Raw genomic sequence first — 22,910 nt, 5'->3', positions numbered from 1 at the left:
TAAAAACGGACCTGACTGATTGGTCAGTCAACCGGCTCTTTTTGGGGCCGTCTCATCTGACAAAATCATGAATACCATGCGTCCCATTGCGCTGGCCGACACCGCAAACCCCGATCCGAGCCCCCCTGTATGCAACAAAACCCGCGCTTCAATCGCAGTGCGACAACCGTTGCACGGCCATCAGGCCACACGGCTCGGTGGTACAGGCCGAGAAACCTGGAAAATGTCGTCAGACCACTGCCATTGCCTGACCAATCATTCAGCGAGGGATATATTATGTCCCCGTAAACGAGGAGATATCATGCGGCTCCTCAAGCGGCGCCCCCCTTCGGGAAAGACGCCCCTATAGAGCTAACGTGACACCGCGGGCTACGCCGGAACTCGGATCACGGAGCACCTGTTTGTGTCTTCATATGTGTGTGGATACTATGATAGAGTGATTTCTTTTCTCCAGGAAAATGCGTCTGGATATCTCTCGCGTATCGTCGCAACCAGAAAATTAATTGCTTGCTCCGGCTGAGCCGGACGGCCAGCCCGATGACACCATCGACCGGACCTATTCGCCGGATGTGGTATCCGACTGAAAACATGCCCATCCGCAGTTACTTTACCCCATTTACAGTACGGTATGTAAGTTTCCACCCCCTTATCGTCCAAGCCCAGAAAGTCAGAGACAACTTGCGTGACGCGTGTGCCAACACAAACAACCCTAGAGCCAGATCCGATAAGAGTTGGAAAATTGGCGAGCGCCTTGGCATGGTCAAAGTCATCAAACCGGTCGTTACCGGTTAGTTGCACTTCATTCAGTAAGTTTTTGGGATGAAAAAATTTATATATGTTTTTACTTTCATACCCCATGGCCTCGGCTAGTCTTTTTGAACTCCACGCATTCCAGTCAAAGGGATAACCATTTTCTCCTTTAGGAGCCTCACCTAGAAGAATAGGGTTTTTAAGATTATTCTTCATGCCAAACCTCCTCGATAATCGAATTATCTCCGTTCAGATCACAGATCTGACCATTGATGTGATTTATGCTTTCTCGCTCATCATGGCGAATATGGTTGTAAAGAATAGAGCATAAAATTCGTTTTGGTTGAGAAATATGAAATTGACGGCAACCAAAACGTACTTGCCGAAGGCCTCGGTACGCCGCTGATAATGGTTTCCGGGCGGGCGCGGCAGGCAAACCTTGGGCATTTTCCAGATTCTTTCGCGCTTTCCACTGCGCGATGACGGCCTCCGTTTGAGTTTGCACGGCGTAAAGCGGTGTCATGTTCATGTGGCCGCACGTCTACCACTGTGTGCCGGTAATATGGCGCCGACGCGCTGCCGCCAAGTGCACGCATGACTTGCCGTTGGTAAACGCGCCGACCACGCATCTGTTGCGTCTGATTTTGGGCACCTTTCGGGACGGAGGTTGGCTGAGGGGGTGCCCTTTGGCGGGACGGATTCCTTGCCGTTCAGCGTTTTAAACCGGAACAAGAGATTGACGGACGCTGGTATATATTTTTAAAGTTGTATATAAAAATATTATTCAATTTTTGCATGTTTTGCGGGACCGGTTGCTGAAATCCGGGATGGGAAGGGAGTAGGGCGGTGCCGGCGAAAGAATGCTGTGAGAGTGCGGTTACCCAGGACTACGGCGGTACAGGCGGGAGGGGTACGGTCTTGGCGCGTGTCCATCCGCCGGCAGGTTTCCGGTCTTTCATCCCGTCTTCCTGTTCCCACGTAGAGGCTGTCCGGAGTGTTCCGCGTGAGCGTGCCGGGTATGCCGATCCGATGTTGAAAACCCAAATCCCTGACCCTTAAGGAGCCATCAGATGACACAGGACATAGTGCGCGCCGCCATCCATCCGGGCGTCGGCATCGCCCGTATCGGCAACAGTGCGGAGTATTTTCTGGCCCCGCAGGTCATCACCCCCGAGCCGATGGAGGCGGGGTCCTTCCATGCATCCGACGGCACGCTGAAGCGCGAGGCGGTGCAGTTCCGTATTTACGGCTATAACGCGGCCGGCGATGTGGTGGAGGAATTGACGCCGGATCAGGCCGGTATCGATATCGAATGGGGCGTTCATATGGTGGCGCGCAAGGCCGCCTGGTACAAATTTCGCGCGGCCATGGACCTGCCCGCCGCCGCCGATTTCGCCCTGCAGCGGCGCAATCCGGACTATGCGCCCGACAGGCGCGAGGATCTGGTCATCGACCCCGGCATGCGCACTATTTCCGGCAAGGATGCGGGCGGTACGGAGGCCGAAAAACTCACCGGTGTTTTCCGGTACAAGGAAGACACGGCCGAGACCACGATCGGTGAGCTGCGCACCGATGAGGTCGGGCGTCTTGTCGTGTTGAGCGGGTTCGGCGAGTCCGGCTCGCCCGCCGGGCTGCCCGTCTTTGACGATAGCGGCACGGTCGAGGACCCCTTCGGCAATGCGGCCGGCTGGTATGACGGGGGGTGTGACGGGCCGGTCACGGCGACCGTCCGTATCGGCGGCCGGGATATCCCCTGCGAGGGGGCGTGGGTGGCGGTCGCGCCGCCCAATTTCGCCCCGGAGATTATCGGCTGGCGCACCCTTCTGGACCTGCTGGAAGAGGTGTGGGCGGATGCCGGATGGACACCCGCCAGCGAGCAGGTGTCCTTTACCCGTGATATCTACCCGCTGCTTGGCCGGCTCAGTGGGCTGCAATGGGTCAACCGGGGCTTCGTGGCCTTTTTCGGGCCAGGCGGGCCGCTGGATTTCACCGACCCCGCGCTGATCGACAAGATTTCGTGCATTCACGGGCAAAGCGACATTCACAAGGAATTGCGGCGACAGATTTTCAACGCGTTCCGCCCGGTTACGGGCGACGGCGTGTCGCTGCGCACCCAGCCGTGGATTTACGGCGATGCCTTCGGCACCTTTCCCGACGACGACCCGGACAACGGCTTGCCGCTGTGGCCGGCGGCGGCGCGGAAGATGCGGCGCTGGGTGAACGGCGATTTCGTCGCCGACTGGGGCAAGGTCCCGTCGGAGCCCACCGACATCGCGCAGGTGGCCGTGGCGGACCAGCCGGCGATGCTGGACCGGGCGCCGCTGCATTACTGTCTTGCGGACGCGTTCCATCCGGGGTGCGAGCTGACATGGCCCATGCGCCATGCCTCGATCTGGAAAAGGCCGTTTCGTATCCGCGTGCGCCGGCCCGACAACCCCGAGCCGGATTATGGCGACCGGCTGACAACGGCGCGGGCGCTGGGCCCCGACGGTCCGCTGCACGCCCAGGCGCCCGGCGGGCTGACGCGCTGGATGGCTTTGCCCTGGCAGGCCGACACCGCCGGGTGCCGGTCGGGATATGACCTGTCGTTCGATCCCAATCTGCCCACATTCTGGCCCGCCCGCGTGCCGAACCATGTGCTGCCGGTGGAGAATTATGACAGGGTCATGGACACAAAGCTGCCCGATGAGGAGCGGATCGAGGCCTTTTACGGACGGCGCAGCTGGTATTACCCGCTGGCAAAATACGGGACCGGCGGTATCAAGCTTATGGAAAACATGGTGGAGCATTTCGCCGAGATGGGGGTGGTGGAACGCCGTGAGGGACCAGGCGACCTGCCGGGCATTCCCCCGGTGCTGTTCGTTGAGACATTGCCGCACCTGCCGGGAATGAAGGCGGTCGAGGGCGCGGCCCTGTTGGGCGCCGAGCCGGACGCCGCCCCGACGCCCGAGGATGAAGCCGCCCGCCGCGCCGGCTGGCAGAGCGAGGAAGAGCGCCAGTTTTTCCGGTCCGCCCGCATGGCCCGCACGCTTGCCACCAGGAATGGCAACGGCACCTATTAACCCCAAACGGGTTGCCGGGCTGTCCCGGCCCGGCCGCCCTGTCCGGCGCGGGCGGCGCGGCGCGCCTGCCAGAAGCGTGCGGGGTGATAGCGCCTTTCCCGGCCATATGTTTCGGCAAGCTCCCGGCGATAGGCCGCGTAGCGGGCTGCGCGCCGGCGCGCCAGGGTATGAAAGGCCTCCGCCCTGCCGTCGGTGATGGCGTCCACGGTTTCGCGCACATCCAACAGCGCTTTGGTCAGTCCGGCCGATGCCAGCGGGTCGAACGCCATCGCGGCATCGCCGATGGCGATCCAGCCGGGGCCGAGACTGGGGCCGGTGATCTGGCTCCAGGCGGGGACGGTGCGCAGGCGGCTGTCCGGTGCCGGTCCCCCGGCCATCCGGGGGGCGATCAGGCGGGACTGCCGCAGACGGTCGGCGGCGAATGCCTGCCGCGCGGCCTGGCCCCGTGGCAGGTTGGCGGCATCGGTCAGGAAAACAGCCACCAGACGGTCGCGCGCCAGCGGCGCGGCATAGCACCAGCCGTCCGCCAGGCTTTCCATCAACAGGGCGCCGTCGGTACAGGGCGTATCCTCCAGAAAGGCGGCAATGCCTGTCAGGGTGTCGTGCCGCTCAACCCCGGCCCCCATGGCTTGCGCCAGGGCGGCGGCGCGGCCGGTTGCGTCGACCAGCAGCCCTGCGGCAATATACCGGCCGCCGCCGGGCGTTTTCACCTGAAGCGTCCAGCGCCCCGGACTGCCGCCATGACGCGGCCGGCCCCTGAGCGCGATAGCCTCAGCGCCCGCAGCGATGGCGCGGGCCTTCAGATCGGTGCCGAGGACCGCCCTGTCAACATGCAGCGCCCGGCCGCCCGGCCGCATCAAAAGATCCAGCCGCACCGGTACCGGCCCGCCCCAAAGCGACAGGACCGCCGGACTTGGGCGGTGGGCGGGGGTGTCGAGCAGACCGGCGAGGCCGAGCGCCGACAGCGCCGATATCCCTTCCGGCGGCAGATGTTCGCCCACGGGCGGGCCCGGGTCCGGGCGGCGTTCAAGCACGGCGACAGACAGCCCGGCCCGCCGGGCGGCATGGGCACAGGCCCAGGCGGAAACGCCGTTGCCAAGGATCGCCATGTCATATGGGTCGTCATTGCAGGGCATGGATTGTGTGCGGGTCCCGATTATCCGGCGTCTGTGCGAGACATCAGCATGCCGCCGGCCATGATCAAAGTGTTTCTCAACACCCATGACATACATCTTTTGGTTTACCGCGCACACCGCGAAAAGCCATCGATACCGTATGCGGTTTATCCCGCATCGGCGGAACAGAGCGTTTGTTACCCATTGTAAGGATCGCGCGTCGGGGCATGGCGTGTGGGCATTTACGGCGTTCCCGAATAAGGCCGCCAAAAGACCCCGTCTGACTGACCAGTCAGTCAGACGGGTTTTAAGCCTGTCTTTTGCGCCGGTTTTTTGGAGCGATCTTGCAGGATTGGGCGTTGATCGAAGGTTTGCGAAACCTTGCCCCCCTCCATCCGCATGCAGGCCGGGTCTGTCCATCCAGCCGGGATGACGGTCGCCTGGACCGTGTCGGCGTGCATGGCGGATCTGGTGGGCGATGGTGTCTTGCCACATACGGAACGGTGCTGTTTGCAGGGTGCCGGCATGACGCATGAGAGCCCGTGCGGCCGGTTGTGTTCGCCTTAGTATGTTTTGGCCTGTTGCATATACGCGGCAGACTATCCCGGATTGATTTACCTTCCTTTGGATTGTTCAATTTAAAGGCGAAACTATTGATAATTGAGATGGTTCCTCACAGAGGGATAGGGATTTATTCTCTAAAATTTATCTTTAATGGCATTGATGTAACGCTTCACAGGTCATATGGTATACTGACAAAAAGTTGTAACGTGCGGGAAAATATATCCCGGAAAGAGAAACAAGGTAACGCCTGTATCCGTTCGCGGCGCTATTTCCTGTTTTCTTCCGGTGTGACGCACTGTGTTGTCGGGACGCTGCCATGACTGATCGGAAAACACAGAGGCGCTTTCACTTTATTTCGGGCCTGCCGCGTTCCGGCTCGACCTTGCTGGCGGCGATCCTGCGGCAGAACCCGGCCTTTCACGCCGGTATGACCAGTCCGGTGGGCAGTCTTTTCACCAATCTGATCGCCAGTGTCAGCGCGGGCTCGGAACTGGCGCCCATGGTGTCGGTGGATCAGCGCAAGCGGCTGGCGCGCGGTCTGTTCGATAGTTATTACGCCGACCTGCCGCCTGACCGTCAGGTGGTCTTCGACACCAATCGGGCGTGGACGGCCACGCTGGCCGCGCTGACCGACCTGTTCCCGGATGCCAAGGTTCTGGCCTGTGTGCGCGATGTGGCCTGGATCATGGACAGTATGGAGCACCAGTTCCAGACCAACGCCTTTGAGAATACGCGCCTGTTCGCCACCCCGCAGGAGCGCAGCACGGTGTTCACCCGGTGCGAGGCGCTGGCCAACCGCAACGGGCTGGTGGGCTATGCTTGGTCCGCCCTGAACGGGGCCCTGTACGGCCCCCATGCCGACCGGCTGCTGATCATCGACTATGACCTTCTGGTGGCGCGCCCTGTCGAGGTGATCGGCCTGGTTTACGAATTTCTGGGCGAAGAGCCGTTCGAGCATGATTTCGACACTGTCGAATATGACGCCCCTGCGTTCGATGAAAATCTGGGCGTGTCCGGCCTGCACCGGGTGCACAGGAAGGTCGAGCCGAAACCGCGCCGTACCATCCTGCCGCCGGAGCTTTTCGAGCAGTACGCCCAACTGAATTTCTGGCGCGAGCTAAAGGGCAGCGCGGCGAAAATGATCACCCGGCAGGCTGAGCCGGCGCAGGACTGAACTTTAGACACATACACTTCCAGGGCCAACGGGAGCGCGTATCATGGCGACATTGACTGTAACCAACACCAATGACAGCGGCGCCGGGTCGCTCAGACAGGCCATTCTAGATGCAGCGCCCGGCGATACGGTCACCTTTTCCGGCGCTATTTCCGGCGGCACCATCACGCTCACGGGCGGTGAGCTTGCCATTGCCAAGGATCTGATCATCGACGGCGATCTGAATGACGACGATGTGCCGGATATCACCATCAGCGGCGGCGGTACAGACCGTGTTTTCAACATTACAGGCGGCGGTAGCGATGTCACGCTTGACGGTCTGACCATCACGGGCGGAAACGTCGCGGGCAATGGCGCCGGTGTCAGCGTCAGTGCGGCAACCGTCACGATCACGGACTCGACCATCCAAAACAACACGTCCACCGGATCCTTCTCGGGCGGCGGCCTGTACGGCGGCGGCGTTGCCAATATCACCGTGTCCAACACGACCATTTCCGGCAATTCGGCCGCTCTGGGCGGGGGTATCCGCGTCAGAACGAATGGAAGCATAACGATCGACGATTCAACCATAAGCAGTAATTCCGGCACTACCTATGGCGGCGGACTGACGGTGACCCATGGTACAACGGCGATCATCACAGACAGTACCTTCACGGGCAACAGCACCTCCAGTGTCGTCTCGGCAAATCATGGCGGCGGCGCCATTTTGCTGTTTGCGCCCGCCACCCTGGTCAATGTGACCATCAGTGGAAACTCCTCGGCCAATGTGGGCGGCGGTCTTTCCCTGGCCGGCAGCGGCGGCAGGGCCTCGCTGTATAATGTAACCATCAGCGGCAATTCCGCCGTCAATGGCGGCGGCGGCGTCAATCTGGGCGGATCGGGTGCCTTTGCCATTCAGAACTCCATCGTGCTGGGCAATGCATCGACGAACGCCGATGATGAATTCAGGGACCCGACCCCGAACACGACATTCACGGGCACCAATCTTATCGGCGCTGATGCCAGCGCGTTTGACGCCAGTGTCGATGCCGCCGTCATCAATGCCGACCCGACAACCGTGTTCGCATCGACCGTCGCCAACGGCGCTGACACGACCATCACCGCCGGGGTGCTGGCCGACAATGGCGGGCCGGTGCAGACCATCGCGCTGAACGCCGCCCCGTCCAACCCGGCGCTGGATGTGGGCACCGGGCCGCTGAGCGTGGATTTCGGGGCCGGGCCGGTCGATGTGACGGTCGATGCCGCCGGCAATGCCCGCAGTGTGGATCAGACGTCGCTGGACAATGGTGGGCCCATCGATGCGGGCGCGGTTGAACTGCAGACCGTGCTGAACGCCGCGCCGCGCCTGGTCATCGCGGACGGGACCCTAAGCTACAGCGAAGGGGATGCGGCGACGCAGATCGACGGCAGCGCCACGGTGTCCGATAGCGACGGCGACGCGGACTGGAACGGTGGCACGCTGGCCATCCAGGTCACCGGCAACATGGAAAGCGCCGACCGGATCAGCATCAGTGACACCGACGGCGACGGCACGGCCATCACCATTTCGGGCACCGACATTCTGGCCAACGGCACCGATGTGGGGGATCTGTCGGCCACCGGCGGCACGGTCACCGGCGGCACGGCACTGACCATCACCTTTGATACGGATGCCACCAACGGCATTGTCCAGGAGGTGTTGCAGTCGCTGCGCTACGACAATACCTCCGATGCCCCCGGCACATCGGACCGGACCGTCACGGTCACCGCCACGGACACAAACAGTGGCAGCAGCAGCGACACGCGGACGATTTCCATCAGCGCGGTCAATGACGCGCCGAGCCTAACCGCCGGCGGTACACTCAGCGCCGTGGCCGAGGACACGACCGCCCCTACGGGCGCGGCGTTGAACAGTCTGGGCATCACCGTGACCGACCCGGACAGCGGGGCGTCCGTATCCGGCTATGCCATTGTCGGCAACACCGCCAACGCGGTCACGCAAGGAACATGGCAGTATTCCGCCGACAGCGGCACCAGCTGGTTCAATATCGGCGCCGTCACTGACGGCGCCACGGCACTGCCCCTGGCGGCGACGACGCTGGTGCGCTTCGTACCGGCAGCGGATTTCGCCGGCACCCCGCCGGGCCTAACCGTCCGCGCGCTGGATGACAGCTATAGCGGCGGTTTCGCCTCGGGCGCGTTGAGCACCACGGTGGACACAAGCACCAACGGCACCACTACCGCCATTTCAGCCAATACGGAGACCATCGCGACATCCATCACAGGCGTCAATGACGTGCCGACGTCCACAGGGGCGAGCCTGTCGGCGACAGTGGGTCAAGGGCGGACACTTCAGGTCTCTGACTTTGCCTTTTCGGACGTGGACGGGGACAGCCTGGCCAGCGTGCGCATCGACACCAGCGTGTCGGGCCTGACCCTGAACGGCACGGCGGTCACGGACGGGCAGGTGATTGCCGTAGCCGACATCACGGGCGGCAATCTGGTCTTTACCGGCGGCAGTGTGGGCAACGCCGGCTTCACCTATTCGGTGAATGACGGCACCGCCTTTGCAAGCAGTCCGGCCAATGCCACGATCACGGTGGCCAGCGCCGGCCCGCCGCCGCCGAACACGCCGCCGGTGACGGGGGGCGGGTCTGCCGGCCTGGACGCGGGCGCGGCCTATACCCTGCGGATCGGAGATTTCGGCTTCAGTGACGCCGACGGCGATGCCATACGGACGGTCCTCATCGACAGCCTGCCGGAGATTGGCACCCTGACCCTGAACGGCGTGGCCGTCAGCGTCGGCCAGTCGATCCGGGCGTCGGAGATTTCCGCCGGGCGGCTGGTCTATACCTCGGACGTGCGCGGGGCCGATGCGCGCTTCACCTTCCGGGTCAGCGACGGCGAGGACACGTCCGGCGCCGCCCGCTTCGACCTGCTGGTCGCCGACCCCGAGCCGGTCGATCCTGGCGATCCCGGCGATCCGGGCAATGGCGGCGGTGAGCCCAGCGATGATCTGGAAGGCACGCCGGCTGCCGACACCCTGATCGGCGGTGACGCGGATGACGTTGTGCGCGGTCAGGAAGGCGACGACAACATTCGCGGCGCCGGCGGCGATGATGAAATCCTCGCCGGGCGGCGCGACAATGGCAACGACACCCTGTCGGGCGGCACCGGCAACGATACGCTGGGCGGCGGTGTCGGTGACGACAATATCGACGGCGGCGACGACGATGACATCCTGTTCGGCCGCGAGGGCAGCGACATGCTTTTGGGCGGCGACGGCAACGACATCATCTTCACCGGTGACGGTGACGATACGGTGAATGGCGGCTTCGGCAACGACACGCTGTGGGGCAGTGACGGCGATGACCTGCTGATCGGCGGCGCCGGCAGCGACACCTTCACCTTCGGGCGTTTGGCGGGCAATGACCGGGTGGCCGATTTTGACATCGGCGACGATGCGCTCCATCTGCGCCATGCGGTGCGGGATTTTGAAAGTCTGGACGATGTGGCGGCGGCCGCGCGCCTCAGCGTGGACGGTAACGGCAACCCCAGCCTGGTCATCGATCTGGGGCCGGGCGAGGACGGCACTCCCCAGTCCGTCAGCCTGACCGGCCTGACGCTTGCCGATCTACAGGATATGACCATCCTGATATAGACGATAAATCCGACGCCCCGGACGGGCGCGGCACCGTGCGGGTCATGTATTCCCGGTCATGCGGCGATCCGCCGGTCGCCGCGATATTGAACGTGCCGCCCTTGCGCCCGGCTTATCCGTTCAATCCACCGATGCGGTTGTTTTGACATCCCTTGCCGTTTGTTGTGAAAATCGCAAGCGATGCACGACAGACCCGGCAGGTCTGATACAGTGATTTCAGATACTGTTCTTTCAGATTAAAGTTATCTTGGGCACGGTTTTTCAGGCAGGTCATGACAGATGGCGGATGAAACGCGGTTCAGACAGTTTGCCCGGAGTTTTTTCAGCCGGCGCGTTTTGAAAGAACGCGTGACCTGGCATGACTATCTGTCCGCCTTTCTGCTGGCGACCTTTGCGACGGGCGTGGTGTACGGCCTGGAATATCTGACGGTTGAAAAGTTTTCGAACATCAGCGGCTTTCTGATCGTTGCCGTTTTGCTGTCGGCCATTCTGCTCGGCAAGGGGCCGGCGGTTGTGGCGGCGGCGGTGTGCAGCCTGTTGTATGACTGGCTCCTGGTGCCGCCGTTTCTCGGGGCCGCGAACAGCGCGGACAACATCATCAAGTTCAGCGTTTTTGTCATTGCCGCCCTGCTGACCAGTTGGATCGCCGGCATGTCGAAAAATCTGGCCGTCAGGCTGAAACGCCGGGAGCGCGATCTGATGGCCGTGATCGACGAGCGGGAAAAATACAAGCGCGAGAAACAGGAAGAGGTGGTCAAAAGGCAGGGCGAAGCGCTGCGCAACGCCATTCTGGCCTCGGTGTCGCACGATCTGAAGACCCCGCTGTCCTCCATCATCGGGGCGATGTCCTCCCTGAAGCTGTACGGACGCAATATCAGCGAAGGCGACCGGGAAAAGTTAAACGACAGTGTGCTGGCGGAGGCGGACAAGCTGCTCGGCTATGTCGACAATCTTCTGGAGGTGGCGAAGCTGGAGGAGGGGCGGTTTCTGATCGCCCGCGACGCCGTCGCCTTTGACGATGTGCTGGACCTGACGCTGAAGCGCATGGAACGACGGCTGAGGCGGCACAGGATTGTCGTGCGCGAGGGCGACCCGTCGCTGGCGTTTCGCGGCGATGAAAAACTGATCGGCGTTGCCCTGGGCAATATATTGGACAACGCGGCAAAATTCAGCCCGCCCGGAACCAGGATCATCATCGGCATCGCGGCAGTGCCCGGTCACGATATGCTGGCGGTCGAGGTCGCGGATGAAGGCGTCGGCGTTCCGGAAGGCGAGGAAGAAACCATTTTTGACAAATTTCACCGCGCGAAACAGGCGGATGCGAAAAACGCGGGAACCGGCCTTGGCCTGTGGATCGCCCGCCGCATTGTCGAGGCGCATGGCGGCGATATCCGCATCAGGCGGCGCGGGAGCGACACGCCGGGGGCCTGTGTCCGTCTGACACTGCCGGCCGCCAGCCTGTCCGTTTCGCCCGATGACACCAGGGAAGAGGCGGCGTGAGAAAGATCGGCGCCAGGATCCTTGTGATCGACGATGAGGTGGAAATCCGCCGGTTCCTGAAGATCGGGCTGAAAAGCAATGATTATATCATGCTTGAGGCGGCAAACGGGCAGGACGGCCTGGGGGCCGCGTCCATGGACAAGCCCGACCTGATCATTCTGGATCTGGGGCTGCCGGACATGTCCGGCCTGGAGGTGTTAAAATCCATCCGCGAATGGAGCAAGGTGCCGGTCATCGTGCTGTCCGTCCGCAGGGAAGAGCGCGAAAAGGTCGAGGCATTCGAGCGTGGCGCCAATGACTATGTGACCAAGCCGTTCGGCATGGCCGAACTGGTCGCGCGCATCAGGGCGCAGTTGCGGGACCGCATTCTTGAAGACCTTGAGGAAACGTCCTTTGTCATCGGCGACCTGGAAGTGGACCTGATCGCGCACAAGGTTGCCTTGCGCGGCGAACGGATCCACCTGACGCCGAAGGAATATGCCCTGTTGAGCATACTGGTGAAGAATGAGGGCAGGGTAATCCCGCACAAACAGTTGATCCGCGACCTGTGGGGGGAAGCGTACGGCGACGACAACCAGTATCTGCGCGTTTATGTCCGGCAGTTGCGGCGCAAGATCGAAAAGGATCGCATGCGCGACCAGTATATCCATACCGAGCCCGGGATCGGCTACCGCCTGGAATATGTATCCGCGCCGTAAAAAACGGTGCACGTATACCCGTGTGTGACGGGGCCGACGGTGATGGGGTTACAGGTGACGGGGATACCGGCCCGCCAGGGACACGAGGGGTTGTGTGCCCGTGGCGGGCCGGCCATGGCCGGGGCTGCCATTCTCAAGACGCCTGTCTGCCCACGGCGCCTTCGGCATTGGACAGAAAACGATGATTGTCGCGGCGTATTTGTGCCCCCGCCCTGTCATAGAGGAACGGCAGGGTCGCATAGCGCTTACCCCGCGTGACGCGCGTGGCTTCATGCAGCAGCGAACATGAAAATATGACCGCGCCGCCCATCGGCGCGCTGTAGGTCCTGGGGCCGAATTCGGGAAAGCGCAGGGCGCCGCCCTCATAGTCGCCGGTGTTGAGATTGATGGTGCAGGCGAATTTGCGGTGCGCCGTGCCTTTCGTGGTGTTGTCCCGGTGGGGCCGGAAGAACCCCTGATTTTTGGAATCATAGCAGGCGATGATGTAGCGCTCGATCACGCCGACATCGAACTGAAAGGCGCTTTTCACCTGGGGGACGATCCGCCGGATGATCCGCCGTTTCATCGCCGCCTTGAGGGCGGGGTCGTCAATCTTGCAGTCGGCACGGCGTTTGAACCCCTGGTCAAGCCTGCCGACGGTATAGCCGTCTTTCTCGACCATGGTGCCGGATTCCCGCCCGCCGACCGTTTCATACAGTTTGACCAGCCGGCGGCAGAGCGCCGGTTCAAAGACGTTCGGAATGATCAGGACGGGGGCGGTCATGGGCACGCCGGCATACCGGTCAACCGGCAATAGCCCGCTGAGAACCCTGACCAGTCTGTGGTTGTGCCGCTCCAGATCGGTGAGGGGGATATGCGCGATGATACGCAGGCCGGGATCGAGTATCAGGGTGAAGGGCGAATATCTGATGACGCCGTTTCCTCCCATGCCGTCATCTTTCAGGGCATTGTAGCGCCGGCTGACCGCATGATCGAAATCCCAGAAAAAACGGATGCCCGGAGTCTGTTGTTGCACCCGGTCTCCGGCTTTGTCCCGCGGGTCTATGCTGACGCCGAAGAAGGATATGCGTTCGTCATCGAAAAAATGGCGTGCGTCGCCGGCGATAAAGTCGACGGCGTTCCGGTTCTTGGCATTGGACGTCGAGCCGAAGAAGCAAAGGACGATGTAGCGCCCCGCCGCCGCATTGAAATGGAAATTGTCGTTGTTGGTGGACGGACAGGTAAAGTCAGGTGCCAGATCGCCGACAAATAAGCGTTTGTTCATGTGCCTCTCGTTCAGCTTTGATAGGCTGTTTTTATGATGAAAGGCTGTTTTTTCTCTGCGTGGAATGGCGGCGATATCCGTATAAATTTTGTGTGGAAACCATGAAGGCCCTGGCGGAAAGGCACCGCGGATCTGTCCGGTGACCGATGTTTTAGGGAATGGGTGTTTTAGGGGGCGGATGTTTTAGGGAACAGATGTTTTAGGGCGCAGGGCAGGACCGACGTCGGTGGCCCGCCGTGCTGTCGATTGAACCCCCAAATAAGAGACCGGCTGACTGACCAGTCAATCAGGCCGGCCCGTCAAGCCGGTTTGTGAGGTCCCTTGGCCTGCTTAATCGCCAAGGGCGGCGAGCTGGTCGAAGGCGTCCAGCGCGTCACCGCCATAGACACTGGCCGGGCCGCCGCCCATTTCCACCGCGACGCCGATGGCCTCGACCGCCTCATCCCTTGTGGCGCCCGCCTTGATGGCGGCATAGGTGTGATAGGCGATGCAGCCGTCGCAGCGGATGACGACGGAAATGGCCACCGCCATCAGTTCCTTGGTTTTGCGGTCCAGGGCGCCGTCCTCGGTGGCGGCGCCGGCAAGCGTGCCGAAGGCCCGCATCACCGCCGGCGATGCCTTGGCCAGGGCGGTGTTGTTGCGGGACATGGATTTCAGAATATCGGGCCAGTTTTTGCTCATGAGGGGCGGCTTTCTTCGATGATTTGCGGAGGCGCCATGTGTTGGGCGGCGGGGCTTATTTCTCGCCGGTCATGTAGCGGTCCAGTTCGCGGTGGAAATGGCGCAGCCGGTCTTCCTGCTCGCACCAGAGAGGGCCCTTGAAACCGCGCGATTTCACCCCTTCCTGCACGGCGTGCACCAGTTCCACATCCTGATCGAGCACTTCGCCCAGGTCGGCCTTTTCGCCGGCGGCGAAGGTTTCGATGTCCGGGCGGATGTCGCCGGTGACATCGGTGCCTTCGGGCAGGCCCATCCAGCCCGGCACGGTGTAGCCGGGATCGTCCACATGGCGGAACAGGGTCATATTGTCGTAATAGAAGATTTCCGGGTTGGTCGGGTGCGGGATGAACCGCATGATGAAGACGCCTTCCGGGTGCATGCCCATCTGCACATTGGGGAACAGGCCGGTGGCCCAGCTGTCGGTCAACTGGCCGTCGGTCATCCTGTCGTAATTGGTCAGGTTGAAGCGCTTGCCGCGCGCGCGCTTGGCCGCCTGGATTGCCCGGCGCACGTCTTCGGCGCTGCCGTCGAAGGTGTCGGGGTCCAGCCCCACTTCGCGCATCATGTGGGCCTGATAGGGGTCGATGCTGTCGCGGTCGTCAACCCGGTGGGATTTGACGCCGATGGGCACGATCATGCGGCTGAAGCCGTTGGGATACAGGTCGACCTGGCTGAAATCCTCCATCACGCCCTGGGTCTGGGGGTGAATATGGGGCAGATGATAGGTTTCGTAAAAGGCGTCGACACCGGTTTTCCAGTTGGCGAGCCATTCGGTGCGCATGTGGCGCACCACATTCATCTTTTCGATCTCGTAAAGGTCGAGATAGCCGTCGGGCAGGCCGATCCAGTCTTTCAGCGGCGGTGCCTTGCCGTCCATGTTGATGAAGATCAGCCCGGCCACGGTTTCGCAGCGGACCTCGGTCAGGCCGGGGCGGTGCCGGACGAGGGCCGGGTCGAACGTATCCTCGTCGGTGATCGCATGAAGCGATCCGTCCATGTTGAACCGCCAGCTGTGAAAGGGGCAGGTGAATTTGCGCACGCTGCCATGGTCGGTCAGGCAGACCCGGTTCCCGCGATGGGGGCAGACATTGTAGAAGGCGCGAATGCCGCCATCCTCCTGCCGGGCTATGATGATCTGTTCATGCCCGTGGGTGAAGAGGATATAATCGTTCGGCTCCCGGATGTCCGGGGTGACGCCGGCCAAGAGCCAGACGCGCGGCCACAGTCTGTCCCATTCGACGGCCATGAAATCGCGGGAGAAGTAACGCGACGGGTCCGGCACGTCGAGACCGAGCCCCTCGGGGCGCGGCTGTTTCGCCTCGAACGATCCTTGCGGCGCCTTCAGCGTCATCGGCCATTTCGCTTCAAATCCGTCCATCGTCCCTCTCCCCTGAATCGCGGTTATCTGAATCGCGGTTATCTGAAATCGCGGGCACGCCCGGTCTCTCAACGGCCTCCTGCGGCCGGGCTGTCCTGTCAAAGCCTCCCCCTTGCGTGCATTCCGGTACATGGCCCGGAATGCCGACCATCCAATCTTAGCAAAGAAAGGCAAAAAAACAAGCAGACAGGTTTGTTTGTTTTTATGGGGAAAGTGCGGTCAGACGGTAACCGATGCGGGGGAAATGCACGTCGATTTCGCCGAAGGCATCGGCCTGCCGGGTGAGGGTGATGCGGTCAGGCCCCAGGGCGCGCAGCGTGCCCTCGACCCGGTCGCCGGGATGGTCGTGCGGCGCCACATGCACCGGCTGACCGGCCCGGTAGCCGGCAGTGTGTATGGTGGGGACAAAGTCATGGCGGCGCACCGGTTTGGTGCCGGCGGCCATATCGTGGGCCTCGGCGGCGGAAATATCCGTGCGTGTGCCGGTGCCGACGGCCTTCATCCGTGCGCGCCAGCCGGTAAGGGCGTCAAGGCCGTCCAGACAGTCATGCAGGCTGGCGACATTGCCCTCGATCATCCAGGTGATCATCCACAGGCCCATATCGTCCCATGTGGGCCGTGTGCCGCCCAGAAAAGCGCGGCCGAGCGCCAGTTCACGTTCGGCCAGGGCGAGATGGGCGCGCACCTGCTCGCGGAAATAGGGGGCGTCCTTCTCAAAAGCGGCAAAATCCAGGTTCTGGAAATAGTCCGCCCGGTCTTTCGACAGTTCGGGCGGCAGAAGGGCGGCATTCTCATACAGCGCCAGGGCGGCGGCCTGCGGAAAGACGGCATCGTCGCTCCAATGCTGGCGGCTGAAGATGCTGAAGGGGGCCATGGCACAGGCCGCGGGCTCGGGATAGCGGGTTTCGATTTCGGCGGCGATCAGACGGGTGTCGCAGTAGATGTCGGCGCCGATCTGTAGGACGGGGGTGCCCCGGTACCCGCCGGTCAGTGCCGTCAGGTCCGGTTTCGGCATCACCATCGGGATCTGCACGGACGCCCAGGACAGTCCTTTCAAACCGAAGAGACGCCGGATCTTTTCAGCATAAGGGGAGGGGTCGTGGTGATGCAGGATAACAGTGTCCGTCATGGGGTCCCCTCACAGGTCGGGCCGGTGTGTAAATGGTGTCACCAGCCGGTGGCGGGTCAGGCGCCGGATACGGTTTCCAGCCGTTTTGTGCCGGTGCGCGATTTCAGGTCGGCGGGCATCAGGTTGCGCAGGCAGGTCTCGAGATAGTCGAACAGCTGTTCCTCTTCCTGCCCGGACATGGGGTGGGACAGCCGCCGGACAGCCGCGCCCTCCAACGTCGACTGGACGAAATTCAGGGCGAGGATGAAACTGGTCCTGTCGCTTTGCCATTCGGGAAACAGGTCGACGGCAAGCTGATACCATTCGCGGTAAAACGCGGCCTGGGCGGGTTTGAGGATGCGTTCCAGGTCCTTGTCCGTGCGCGAGGCGACCGCCAGTTCGTGAAAGGCGACGAAAAGCGGATGGGTGACCTGCCGCCAATAGGCCATCAGGGCGTCATGCAGATGGGGCTCGGTCTCGGGCAGGCTGGACACCGCCCGGCGGAACGCGCGCAGGCGCTTGGCATGCAGATATTCAATGGCCGCCTGTATCATGGTGTTGCGGTTGGAAAAATGGTGCATCATCGCCCCGCGCGACAGGCCCGCCTCATCCGCGATGCGCGGCGTCGAGGTGTTGGCATAGCCGTATTTGATCAGGCATTGCAGCACCGCATCGACGATCATCTTGCGGGTGGAGGCGCTTTTCTGTGCCTGACGGCCGATTTCCTTACCGGCGGCGGTGGGGCCGGTGCGGGCGTTGCGGCGTCTGACGGGCGATGGGGCGTCTGTGTTCATTGACCGTTCCAAAAAAAACATTCATACCTGATTGTATTATAGCTTGCCGAAGAAGAAAAGCCGCGAACACCGGGAAGGTCCGCCGGCGGGTCGGCAGAGGCGACATCAGCGAAAGGGTAGAGGATTAATATGGGACGCGTCGACGGTAAAGTCGCTTTGGTCACAGGGGCCGCGTCGGGTCTGGGCCGTGCCGATGCACGGCTGCTGGCCGCGGAAGGCGCACGGGTGTTTCTGAGCGATGTCAACGAAGACCAGGGCCGTGCCGCTGCCAAGGATATCGGTACCGGTGCCACCTTTATCGCCCATGATGTGGGGGATGAGGCGGCCTGGGTGCGGGTGATGGCCACCATCGAGGACGCGGCCGGCGGTCTCGACATTTTGGTCAACAATGCGGGTGTGGTGCAACTGGCCTCGCCCGAGGACTGCACACTTGCCGATTTCCAGTTCGCCAACCGGGTGATGTCGGAAGGGGTGTTCCTGGGGTGCAAGCACGGCCTGCGGCTGCTGAAAAAAAGCGCTGCCGCGTCGATCGTTAACATGTCGTCGGTGGCCTCGCACATCGGATACCCGGTCTTTTTCGCCTATACGGCGGCGAAAGGGGCGGTGCGCGCCATGACCAAATCCATCGCCGTGCACTGCCAGGCCTCGGGCTATCCGGTGCGCTGCAATTCGATCCATGCGGGCGCCATTGAAACCCCCATGGTGCAGTTCGCGCAGGGCCGCACCGACGAGGCACCGCAGGCGATTCCGGAAAGCGGCATTCTGCCGCCGGATGCTCTGGGCACGCCGTCGGATGTGGCCAATATGGTGCTGTATCTGGCCAGTGACGAGGCCCGTTTCGTGACCGGCACCGAGTTTGTCGTCGACAACGGCATGCTGGCCCGGGCGGCGTCGTGACCGCATCCTTACGTTGATGACTTGACGACGTTAAAAAAAACAAACATGATTGTATTTAATTTGGTGGAGGGACACCGCTCAGACCATTAACCGGATCGGAATTCTGAATGGATCTTGGCTTACGGGGAAAGAATGTCCTCATCACGGGGGCAACACAGGGGATCGGGCGCCGGGTGGCGAATCTTTTTGCCGAGGAAGGGGCGAATGTGGCCATTTGCTCACGCTCGCCCGAAAGTGTGAACAAGGCGGTGAAGGAAATCGCCCTTCTGGCCGACGGAAAAATCACCGGCGCGCCCTGCAACATCAAGAACAAGGAAGAGTACGAAGCCTGGATCGAGGCCATGGCCGAGGAACTGGGCGGCATCGATATCTTCATTCCCAATGTGTCGGCGGGCGGCGGGGCCGACAGCGAAAAAAACTGGTGGAAGAATTTCGAGATCGATGTGCTGGGCACCGTGCGCGGTGTCGAGGCGGTGATCCCGCACATGGAGCAGCGCGGCGGCGGCGCCGTGACCATGATTTCCACCACCGCGGCGGTCGAGACCTTCATGGTGCCGCAGGCCTATAATGCGATGAAGGCGGCGCTGATCACCTATGCCAAGCAGTTGAGCCAGGCGCACGGTGAACAGGGCATCCGGGTCAACACGATCACACCCGGCCCCATCTATTTCGACGGCGGGGCCTGGGACATGATCAAGATTTCCAATGAACGGTTTTACGAGAAGACGGAGCGCACCCATGCGCTCGGCCGTCTCGGCACGCCGGAGGAGGTGGCCAATTGCATCGTCTTCCTGTCCAGCCCGGCGGCAAGCTGGGTGACCGGGGTCAATCTGGTGGTCGACGGCGGCTATACCAAACGGGTGCAGTTCTAGTCCGATGAAAGTCCGCCGCGAACAGAAGATCAAGCGCACCAAACGGCGCCGCGGGTCGGAAGGCACGCCGGTGAAGGCGGCGCCGAAACCGAAGCTGCCTTATGACCTGATCCCCAAGGAACGCTATACCTCGGCCGATTACATGGCGCGCGAATGGGACCATATGTGGACCAAGGTGTGGCTGCTCGGCTGCTGCGAGGCCGATATCCCCGAGCCCGGCAACCACATGGTCACCGAGATCGGAAACGAGAGTATTCTCCTTATCCGCCAGCGGGACGGCGGGGTGAAGGCCTTCTACAATGTGTGTCAGCACCGGGGCAATCAGCTTGTCCACGGCGCGCACCAGACGAAGGAGGCGGATCAGGCCATACGCTGCCATTATCATAACTGGCAGTACCGTCTGGACGGCCGTTTTTTCGATATTCCGGATGTCGAGACCTTTCCCCAAGGGGCGCCCAAATGCGGCGGACTGACGGAGCTGCCCTGTGACACATGGGGGTCTTTCGTCTGGTTCAGCATGGACCCGGATGTAATGCCGCTCAGGGACTATCTGGGGATCATTCCCGAGCATCTCGACCCCTACCGGTTCGACCGGATGGTGCTGACCGAGTGGGTGACGGTCGAATGGGACTGCAACTGGAAAGCCTCGGTCGATGCCTTCAACGAAAGCTACCATGTGCAGGGCATTCACCCGCAGCTTCTGTATTATCTGGACGATCTGGATATCCAGATCGACTGTTACGAACGCCACAACCGCTATCTGATCGCCTTTGGCGTTCTGAGCCCGCGGGTGATTTCACCGTCCGAGATTCCACCGCCCATCAAGGTGGTGATGCGCGGTGCCGGCATGGACCCGGCCGCGTATGAGGGATCGATATACGATGTGCGGGAGGCGGTGCAGACGTTCAAGCGCGAGAACGGCGCGGCGCAGGGCAAGGATTATTCCCGCCTGAACGACGACCAGCTGACGGACGATTATCATTACATGATCTTCCCCAACATCACCATGAACGTCCATGCGGACGACATGATGATGTTCCGGCAGCGGCCGCACCCGGAAGACCCGAACAAGATGCTGTTCGACTATTACATGTTCGAGCTGCCGGACAACGAGTTCGACATGGAGGCTTACGAGCGGCCCAAACACCGCCAGTATAAGCATGGCGAGACCTCGCTCGGCCTGGTGATCAATCAGGACGCCTATAATCTGCCCTTTGTCCAGAAGGGTATGAACAGCGTCGGATATCAGGGCCTTTGGCTCGGCGAGCAGGAACTGCGCATCCGTCATTTCCACAAGACACTCGAAGACTATCTTGCGGGCGTTCATGCCCGCAAAGGGTCTTAGGCGAGGGGTCTAACCCAGGACAGGACCATGGCCACACAATACAGCCGCGACCAGTTGCTTGAGGCGTATCGTCAGATGAAGACGATCCGCGAGTTCGAGGAACGTCTGCACAAGGAAATCATGACCGGCGAGATCGCTGGCTTCACCCATCTGTATTCGGGGCAGGAGGCGGTCGCGGTCGGTGTGTGCGACCATCTGGACGACAGCGACATGATCGTCTCGACCCACCGGGGACACGGCCACTGCATTGCTAAGGGCTGTGATGTGAAGGCGATGATGGCGGAAATTTACGGCCGTGCGACGGGTCTGTGCAACGGCAAGGGCGGCTCGATGCATATCGCCGATTTTACCAAGGGGATGCTGGGGGCGAACGGTATCGTCGGCGCCGGCGGTCCGCTGGCCGTGGGCGCGGCGCTGTCGGCCAAGCTGGACGGCAAGGGCCGGGTCGCCATCTCCTTCGGCGGTGACGGGTCCGTCAATCAGGGTGCGGTGCTGGAAGCCATGAACATGGCGGTGGTCATCAACGCGCCGGCCATTTTCGTGATCGAGAACAACGGCTATTCGGAACACACCGGCGCCGACTATGCGGTCGGGTCGAAGGATATCGCCGGGCGGTCGGCGGCGTTCGGCATGAAGGCGGTCAAGGCCGACGGCTGCGACTATTTCACTGTGTATGAAACCATGGCCGAATTGCTGGACCATGTCCGCGCCGGCAAGGGGCCTTGCACGGTTGAGTTCACCACCACCCGGTTTTTCGGCCATTTTGAGGGCGATCCACAGAAATACCGGGCGAAGGACGAGGTCAAGCGCCACCGCGAGGACATGGACTGTCTGAAGAATTTCCGCGCCCGCGTGGCGGCGGACGGCAGCCTCGATGCGGCCGCGCTGGACGCCATCGACGCCGAAGTCCTGAACCTGATCGATACGGCGGTGGATGAGGCGCGGGCCGCGCCCATGCCGCCTGCCGACGATATCACCACCGATGTTTACGTGTCTTACCAGTAGGAGCGCCCGATGCCAGTCATAACCTACAGAGAGGCACTGAACGAGGTTCTGCACAGCGAGATGGCGCGCGACCCCGGTGTTTTCGTCTGCGGCGAGGATGTCTCGGGCGGGGCCGGCGGCACCTCGGGCGAGCGCGAGGCGTCCGGCGGGATTTTCGGCGTCACCGCCGGCCTGTTGCCGAAATTCGGCGAAGACCGGGTGATCGACACGCCGATTTCCGAAAACACCATTGTCGGCCTTGCCGTGGGGGCGTCCCTTGCCGGCAAGCGTGGGGTCGCGGAGATCATGTTCGCGGATTTCCTGGGGCTGGCGCTGGATCAGACCATGAACCAGGCGGCCAAGTTCCGCTATATGTCGGGCGGCCGCGCGACCTGTCCGGTGGTGATCCGCGTGCCCTACGGCGCCGGCATGAACATGGCGGCCCAGCACAGTCAGACCATGTATCAGATCATCACCTCGGTCCCGGGGCTGAAGGTGGCGATGCCGTCCAATCCGGCGGATGCCAAGGGTCTTCTGACCACGGCGATCCGCGATGATGACCCGGTGGTCTTTTTCGAACACAAGGCCATGTACGGCCGCAAGGGCGAGGTACCGGAAGGCGACCATGCCGTCCCCTTCGGACAGGCGGCCCTGCTGAACGAAGGGGACGATGTGACGATCATCGCCATGGGCCGCATGGTGACTTTCGCCGAAAAGGCCCTGCCGGGCCTGGCTGAGGCCGGTATCAGCTGCGATCTTTTGGACCTGCGCACCATCAGTCCGCTGGATGAGGACGCGATCCTGGACAGCGTCGAGAAAACCGGCCGGGTGGTGATTGTCGACGAATGTCCGCCGCGCTGTTCGGTGGCTTCCGACATTGCGGGCTTTATCGCAAGCCACGGATTTTCGTCGTTGAAGGCACCGGTCCAGCAGGTGACGGCCCCCCATGCGCCGGTGCCGTTTTCCAAGGGGCTGGAGCGTGCCTATGTGCCGGGACCGGCCCATATCGACACGGCGGTGCGCACCGTCGCGGCCTACCGGTAGA

General features: G+C 61.9%; 18 protein-coding genes. 10 read left to right on the top strand and 8 right to left on the bottom strand.

The features are described 5' to 3' along the window. Positions 1-426: 426 nt before the first annotated feature. Positions 427-966 carry a hypothetical protein gene (locus tag BXY39_RS19115; RefSeq protein WP_147453449.1) on the bottom strand — a complete coding sequence of 180 codons (540 nt, stop codon included), beginning with the start codon at positions 964-966 and terminating at the stop codon, positions 427-429. Next, positions 956-1,279, bottom strand: coding sequence for a hypothetical protein (locus BXY39_RS19110; RefSeq protein ID WP_147453448.1), 324 nt, complete (start codon positions 1,277-1,279; stop codon positions 956-958). The genes BXY39_RS19115 and BXY39_RS19110 overlap by 11 nt, the downstream gene beginning before the upstream one ends. Positions 1,280-1,820: 541 nt before the next feature. Here BXY39_RS19110 and BXY39_RS03015 point away from each other — a divergent pair. Next, complete coding sequence (locus tag BXY39_RS03015) at positions 1,821-3,812, top strand: LodA/GoxA family CTQ-dependent oxidase (RefSeq protein ID WP_121937339.1); 1,992 nt, start codon at positions 1,821-1,823, stop codon at positions 3,810-3,812. On the opposite strand, the gene BXY39_RS03010 is transcribed toward BXY39_RS03015, so the two are convergent. Continuing rightward, positions 3,809-4,948, bottom strand: coding sequence for an NAD(P)/FAD-dependent oxidoreductase (locus BXY39_RS03010; RefSeq protein ID WP_170163584.1), 1,140 nt, complete (start codon positions 4,946-4,948; stop codon positions 3,809-3,811). The two genes, BXY39_RS03015 and BXY39_RS03010, sit on opposite strands and share 4 nt — an antisense overlap. Positions 4,949-5,807: 859 nt before the next feature. Between BXY39_RS03010 and BXY39_RS03005 the strand changes: the two genes are divergently transcribed. The 4 genes from BXY39_RS03005 to BXY39_RS02990 all read left to right on the top strand — a co-directional run bounded on the left by BXY39_RS03005 (position 5,808) and on the right by BXY39_RS02990 (position 12,503). Beyond that, positions 5,808-6,665 carry a sulfotransferase family protein gene (locus BXY39_RS03005; RefSeq protein WP_121937337.1) on the top strand — a complete coding sequence of 286 codons (858 nt, stop codon included), beginning with the start codon at positions 5,808-5,810 and terminating at the stop codon, positions 6,663-6,665. Positions 6,666-6,708: 43 nt separating this feature from the next. Continuing rightward, positions 6,709-10,305 (top strand): beta strand repeat-containing protein, encoded by a 3,597-nt coding sequence (locus tag BXY39_RS03000; protein WP_121937336.1) that lies wholly within the window; start codon positions 6,709-6,711, stop codon positions 10,303-10,305. 279 nt (positions 10,306-10,584) lie between these two features. After that, positions 10,585-11,805 (top strand): sensor histidine kinase, encoded by a 1,221-nt coding sequence (locus BXY39_RS02995; RefSeq protein ID WP_121937335.1) that lies wholly within the window; start codon positions 10,585-10,587, stop codon positions 11,803-11,805. Continuing rightward, entirely contained in the window at positions 11,802-12,503 is a 702-nt protein-coding gene (locus tag BXY39_RS02990) for a response regulator (RefSeq protein WP_245998950.1), read from the top strand. Before BXY39_RS02995 ends, BXY39_RS02990 begins: the two co-directional genes overlap by 4 nt. A gap of 133 nt (positions 12,504-12,636) precedes the next feature. Here the strand turns inward: BXY39_RS02990 and BXY39_RS02985 are convergent, their stop codons facing one another. The 5 genes from BXY39_RS02985 to BXY39_RS02965 form a co-directional block, all read right to left on the bottom strand. Next, on the bottom strand, positions 12,637-13,767 hold the full coding sequence (locus BXY39_RS02985) for a 2OG-Fe(II) oxygenase (RefSeq protein WP_121937334.1): 1,131 nt from the start codon (positions 13,765-13,767) through the stop codon (positions 12,637-12,639). 330 nt (positions 13,768-14,097) lie between these two features. Then, positions 14,098-14,448, bottom strand: coding sequence for a carboxymuconolactone decarboxylase family protein (locus BXY39_RS02980; protein WP_121937333.1), 351 nt, complete (start codon positions 14,446-14,448; stop codon positions 14,098-14,100). Positions 14,449-14,503: 55 nt separating this feature from the next. Then, a complete protein-coding gene (locus BXY39_RS02975; protein ID WP_121937332.1) occupies positions 14,504-15,865 on the bottom strand; it encodes an aromatic ring-hydroxylating oxygenase subunit alpha in 1,362 nt (453 codons plus the stop codon). A gap of 202 nt (positions 15,866-16,067) precedes the next feature. Beyond that, complete coding sequence (locus BXY39_RS02970; RefSeq protein WP_121937331.1) at positions 16,068-16,994, bottom strand: glutathione S-transferase family protein; 927 nt, start codon at positions 16,992-16,994, stop codon at positions 16,068-16,070. A gap of 56 nt (positions 16,995-17,050) precedes the next feature. Then, a complete protein-coding gene (locus tag BXY39_RS02965) occupies positions 17,051-17,767 on the bottom strand; it encodes a TetR/AcrR family transcriptional regulator (protein ID WP_170163583.1) in 717 nt (238 codons plus the stop codon). A 129-nt stretch (positions 17,768-17,896) separates the two neighbouring features. Between BXY39_RS02965 and BXY39_RS02960 the strand changes: the two genes are divergently transcribed. From BXY39_RS02960 to BXY39_RS02940, 5 genes are all read left to right on the top strand, one after another. Next, positions 17,897-18,664 (top strand): SDR family oxidoreductase, encoded by a 768-nt coding sequence (locus BXY39_RS02960; protein WP_121937329.1) that lies wholly within the window; start codon positions 17,897-17,899, stop codon positions 18,662-18,664. Between the two features lie 107 nt (positions 18,665-18,771). Then, positions 18,772-19,536: an SDR family NAD(P)-dependent oxidoreductase gene (locus tag BXY39_RS02955; RefSeq protein WP_121937328.1), complete on the top strand. Its 765-nt coding sequence runs from the start codon at positions 18,772-18,774 to the stop codon at positions 19,534-19,536. Between the two features lie 4 nt (positions 19,537-19,540). Beyond that, positions 19,541-20,881: an aromatic ring-hydroxylating oxygenase subunit alpha gene (locus tag BXY39_RS02950; protein WP_121937327.1), complete on the top strand. Its 1,341-nt coding sequence runs from the start codon at positions 19,541-19,543 to the stop codon at positions 20,879-20,881. A gap of 27 nt (positions 20,882-20,908) precedes the next feature. Then, entirely contained in the window at positions 20,909-21,886 is a 978-nt protein-coding gene (locus BXY39_RS02945; protein ID WP_211332046.1) for a thiamine pyrophosphate-dependent dehydrogenase E1 component subunit alpha, read from the top strand. Positions 21,887-21,895: 9 nt separating this feature from the next. Further along, positions 21,896-22,909, top strand: a complete 1,014-nt coding sequence (locus BXY39_RS02940) for an alpha-ketoacid dehydrogenase subunit beta (RefSeq protein ID WP_121937326.1) — start codon at positions 21,896-21,898, stop codon at positions 22,907-22,909. Position 22,910 lies beyond the last annotated feature (1 nt).

Source organism: Eilatimonas milleporae (genome assembly GCF_003688555.1).
In the GTDB taxonomy this organism is placed as follows: Bacteria; Pseudomonadota; Alphaproteobacteria; order Sphingomonadales; family Kordiimonadaceae; genus Eilatimonas; species Eilatimonas milleporae.
Note: the sequence above shows the minus strand (reverse complement) of the source record. Positions and strands in the feature narration are given on the sequence as shown.